Origin of the sequence: Nocardiopsis trehalosi NBRC 14201, from assembly GCF_001552555.1 — a bacterium.
Lineage (GTDB): Bacteria > Actinomycetota > Actinomycetes > Streptosporangiales > Streptosporangiaceae > Nocardiopsis_B > Nocardiopsis_B trehalosi.
This window is the reverse complement of sequence record NZ_BCRK01000298.1, coordinates 1-4,042: the sequence shown is the minus strand read 5'-3', so window position 1 is coordinate 4,042 and position 4,042 is coordinate 1. Positions and strand designations below refer to the sequence as shown.

General features: G+C 72.8%; 6 protein-coding genes. 5 read left to right on the top strand and 1 reads right to left on the bottom strand.

All coding sequences use genetic code 11. The annotated features are described in order from the left end of the window. Positions 1-839, bottom strand: an 839-nt coding sequence (locus NT8_RS31115; RefSeq protein WP_281203543.1) for a DnaA N-terminal domain-containing protein, incomplete at its 3' end; no start/stop codon positions are given. Positions 840-1,652: 813 nt separating this feature from the next. Here NT8_RS31115 and rpmH point away from each other — a divergent pair. The 5 genes from rpmH to NT8_RS27445 all read left to right on the top strand — a co-directional run. Beyond that, positions 1,653-1,796 carry a 50S ribosomal protein L34 gene (rpmH, locus tag NT8_RS29015; RefSeq protein ID WP_084469336.1) on the top strand — a complete coding sequence of 48 codons (144 nt, stop codon included), beginning with the start codon at positions 1,653-1,655 and terminating at the stop codon, positions 1,794-1,796. A gap of 80 nt (positions 1,797-1,876) precedes the next feature. Continuing rightward, a complete protein-coding gene (gene rnpA, locus NT8_RS27460) occupies positions 1,877-2,302 on the top strand; it encodes a ribonuclease P protein component (RefSeq protein ID WP_067975843.1) in 426 nt (141 codons plus the stop codon). Further along, positions 2,299-2,610, top strand: a complete 312-nt coding sequence (yidD, locus tag NT8_RS27455; protein WP_067975840.1) for a membrane protein insertion efficiency factor YidD — start codon at positions 2,299-2,301, stop codon at positions 2,608-2,610. Before rnpA ends, yidD begins: the two co-directional genes overlap by 4 nt. A gap of 28 nt (positions 2,611-2,638) precedes the next feature. Next, positions 2,639-3,580, top strand: coding sequence for a membrane protein insertase YidC (gene yidC / locus NT8_RS27450; protein ID WP_067975837.1), 942 nt, complete (start codon positions 2,639-2,641; stop codon positions 3,578-3,580). Between the two features lie 85 nt (positions 3,581-3,665). Further along, positions 3,666-4,042: Jag family protein (locus NT8_RS27445; protein ID WP_067975835.1), on the top strand; the 377-nt coding region annotated here is incomplete at its 3' end.

The following is a 4,042-nucleotide window of genomic DNA, read 5'->3' as shown; positions in this document are numbered from 1 at the left end:
GGCCGGCCCGGCGGGGAGTCGGGCGGGGCCACCGGCAGCGGGTCGGGCCCCCCCGAGGGGCCGGGGCGGCCGGCCGGCGGGTGGTGCGGGCGGTCGGGCGGGTTCTCCCACGCCGGGGTCTCCCACCGGTTGGGCGGGCCCCACTGGCGCTGGTCCTGCCAGTCGCGGTAGCGGTCGTGGTCGGGGCGCGGGGCGAGCAGGTCGTCGCCGTCGCCGCGGCGGCCGGGCCCCGAGGGGCCGCCGCCCGGGCGGCCGGGGTGGCCGCCGTCGGCGGGGGAGGGGTAGCCGTGCCGGCCGCGGCCCTGCGGGTCGGGCGGGAACGCGTGCTGCCCGTGCTGGCCGGACTGCTCATGTTGGCCGTGCTGCCCGTGCTGCCCGTGCTGACCGGGCTGACCGGGCTGACCGGGCGCGCCGGGGTGGCCCGACCGGCCGAACCGGCCGTCGGGCAGCGCCTCGCCGGGGGCGGGCGGCCCCGGCAGGTCCTCGGGGACGATCGACGGCTGCTGCCAGGTGGGCGCCGCGGGGCCGGGACCGTAGCCGGCGGGCGGCGCGCCGGGCGGGGGCGCCGGCTGCACGGCGGCCGGGTCGACCGTGACGGCGACCCGGATCTCGCGGCCGAGTTCGGCCGAGAGCGCCTGGCTGATGGCGGGGCGCAGCCGGGTCTCGAGGATCTCCTTGGCGAACTCGTTGGGGGCCGCCAGCAGGGCGGTGTCCTCGATCAGCCCGAGCGGCCGGGTCTGCGGGAGCCAGGCGCGCTGCTGCGGGGGGAGCGTGCTGTTGTCGAGGCTGTCCAGCACGCTCGACCACACCATCGCGAGGTTGACCTGTGCCTCAGACACGGTGACCTGCCATGGTTCGTCCCCTTCTCACGTTCTCCTGCTCCTGCCGCGCGCCCCGGCCGCGGAGCGCCGGGCGTCCCATTGTCCCGCCCGCCGCACCGGCCCGCGCACCGTCGTGCCGCGAAGGTGCGTCCCTGTGGGCAACCGGCCCGATTCTGTGGAACGCGCTGTGTACGGACTCGCGCCGGCGGCCGCCCTCTGGTTGGCTGGGCGCGAACGCGTCCTCCACAGTTTTCCGAGGTCGTCCACATGTTGTGCACGGGTCCATACACAGCCTGACAGATCCGCGCGACCTCGGCCGACTTATCCACAACTGCCTGGTCACCCAGGGTGAGAACGGGGGATGCCGCGGGCGTGAGGGGCCCGTCGGCGGTGGGGCTGTGGACAACGGCCGCCTCCGAGGTTATCCACAGCTTAGGGGTGCCGGTGGACCGTGCACAGCCTGTGGAGAGGTGGTTGTCCACAGTCGGCGGTTTCTGTGGATCACGCCGCCCGGGACCACCCGCCCGACCGCGCCATGGGCGCCCCGGAGCGGGCGGCACGGGGCGTCCGCCGAGGTCCGGACGGGTCCCCACTGGCGGGCGGCCGTGGACCGCGGCGGCCCGGCCGATTTGACCGCCGTCCGGGCAGCCCATATGGTCGTTATGCTTAAGTCGCTATCCGTCTGCGTACCTCCTCGGCACGCGGCACGGCGAGGCGAGCGGGCGATGTTCTGCCGGACGTCCCCGCGACGTCGATCAGCGCAGACACCGAGGCCCCGCTCGCGGCGGGGTCGTGCCGTAGCACCTCTGAACACGCCCCTGGAGCCCAGCAGTGAGCAAGCGTACGTACCAGCCGAACAACCGGCGTCGCGCCAAGGTCCACGGTTTCCGGCTGCGCATGCGGACCCGTGCTGGACGCGCGATCGTCGCCGCGCGCCGGAACAAGGGGCGCGTGCGGCTGACCGTCAGCCAGTAGGCGCGGCAGTCGATCGTTGACCTCCGGGCCGGCCGCCCCTTCGGCGGCCGGTCCGCTTCTGTGTTCGAGGACCTTTGCCGATGTTGTCGCCCGAGAACCGCATGCGGCGCAGTGCCGAGTTCGGCCGCGCCCTGCGCGCGGGGCGGCGCGCCGGCCGCGACGCCCTCGGCGTCGTCTACCTGCCGCCCCGCCCCGACGGCCCCGCCGAGCCCCCCCGCGTTGGGTTCGTGGTGAGCAAGGCCGTCGGCGGCGCGGTGGTCCGCAAGCGCGTCCAGCGCCGGCTCCGCCACCTGGTGCGCGATCGGCTGCCGTTGCTGCCTGCGGGTAGCCTGCTGGTAGTGCGGGCCAAACCCCTGGCCGCGTCCCTGCGACACGACACGTTGGCCGCGCAGCTCGACGGTGCCCTCGCTTCGGCGATGCGCCCCCGCAGTGGCACCACACGCCGCCGCCGGGGGTCACCGGCCCCGTCCGACGCGCGCGGCGGCGGAGAGCTGACGGACCGATGAGCGACCACAGACCCACGGCGGCGGCACGACTGCTGACGGTGCCCATCCGCGGGTACCAGCGCTTCATCAGTCCGCTCTTCCCGCCGGTGTGCCGCTTCTACCCGTCGTGCAGCGCCTACGCGGTCGAGGCGCTCCGGGTCCACGGCGCGGTGCGCGGACTGTGGCTGACCGTCCGCCGCATCGCCCGCTGCCATCCGTTCCATCCGGGTGGGCTCGACCCCGTCCCTCCGCGCCGCGGCACCGCCGTCGCGCACGACACGGGCCCAGGCGCCGACGGCGGCGCCTCGTCCGGGCCGACGGGCCCGTAGCTGAATCCAAGGAAAAGGGAGTTGGCCGGTGCTGGACTGGCTTTACAACATCGTCGGCTGGGTGCTGATCCAGATCCATTCGGGTCTGACGGCCCTGGGGCTCGATCCCGATGGCGGCTGGGCGTGGGGCCTGTCCATCGTCACGCTGACCGTCGTCGTGCGGCTCATCATGGTTCCGCTGTTCGTGAAGCAGATGCACACGCAGCGGAAGATGCAGGAAATGCAGCCGCAGATGGCGAAGGTGCGGGAGCGCTACAAGAACGACAAGCAGCGCCAGCAGCAGGAGCTGATGAAGCTCTACCAGGAGAGCGGCACCAACCCGGTGATGGGCTGCCTGCCGCTGCTGCTGCAGATGCCGGTCTTCTTCGCGCTCTTCAGCGTGCTGCGCAGCGTCGCCCAGGGCCAGGCCCAGTACGGGTTCACCGCCGACCTCGTGCACAGCGCTCAGGGCGCGCTCATCCTGCACGCGCCGCTGGCCGCGCAGTTCACCAGCTCCGCCGCCGACCTGGAGCAGTACGGCGCCAACCCGGTGACCGCCAAGATCGTCATCGTGATCGCCTGCGTGATCATGGGCCTCACGACCTTCCTGACCATGCGGCAGAGCATCAAGCGCACCGCGCACCTCCAGGTGGCGGACAACCCCATGATGCAGTCGCAGAAGATCATGATGTACATGGCGCCGGCGTTCGGCCTCTTCGGCCTCGGCATGCCGATCGGTGTCCTCATCTACTGGGTCACGTCCAACGTCTGGACCATGGGGCAGCAGCACTTCCTCTACCGCAAGCACCCGGTGCCCGGCGCGGACGGCACCGCTCCCGCGTCCTCCACTCCGAACACGTCGGCCAAGGGACTTCTCGGCAAGCGCAAGGAGTCCGCTCCCGAGCCGGTCGAACAGCCTAAGATCGAGCGTAAGCAGCCGAAGAAGCAGCCGCGGGCGAAGCGCTCCGGCGGCAACCCGCAGAAGAAGTAGGGCCTCGGGGGTTGCGACACGTGCGCAGGCGGCAGCCCTGGACGCGCACGACCGGCACCACTCAGACGTTAGGAGACAGCTCGCTGTGAGCAGCAACACCGAGAACGCGGAGGACACCCGCGGCAGCGTCGCCGTCGCGGACGCCCCGGAGCCGGACGACGCCGCCGGCCCCGACGTCGAGGCGCTGGAGGCCGAGGGCGACATCGCCGCGGACTACATCGAGGGACTGCTCGACATCGCCGACTTCGACGGCGACATCGACATGGACGTCGAGGGCGACCGCGCCATGGTGTCGGTCGTCGGCGCCACCCTCGACGAGCTGATCGGGGAGAAGGGCGAGGTCCTGGAGGCCCTCCAGGAGCTCACCCGCCTGGCCGTGCACCGCAGCACGGGGTCCCGCAGCCGCCTCATGCTCGACATCGGCGGGTACCGCGAGTCCCGCCGCAAGACGCTCACCCGCAT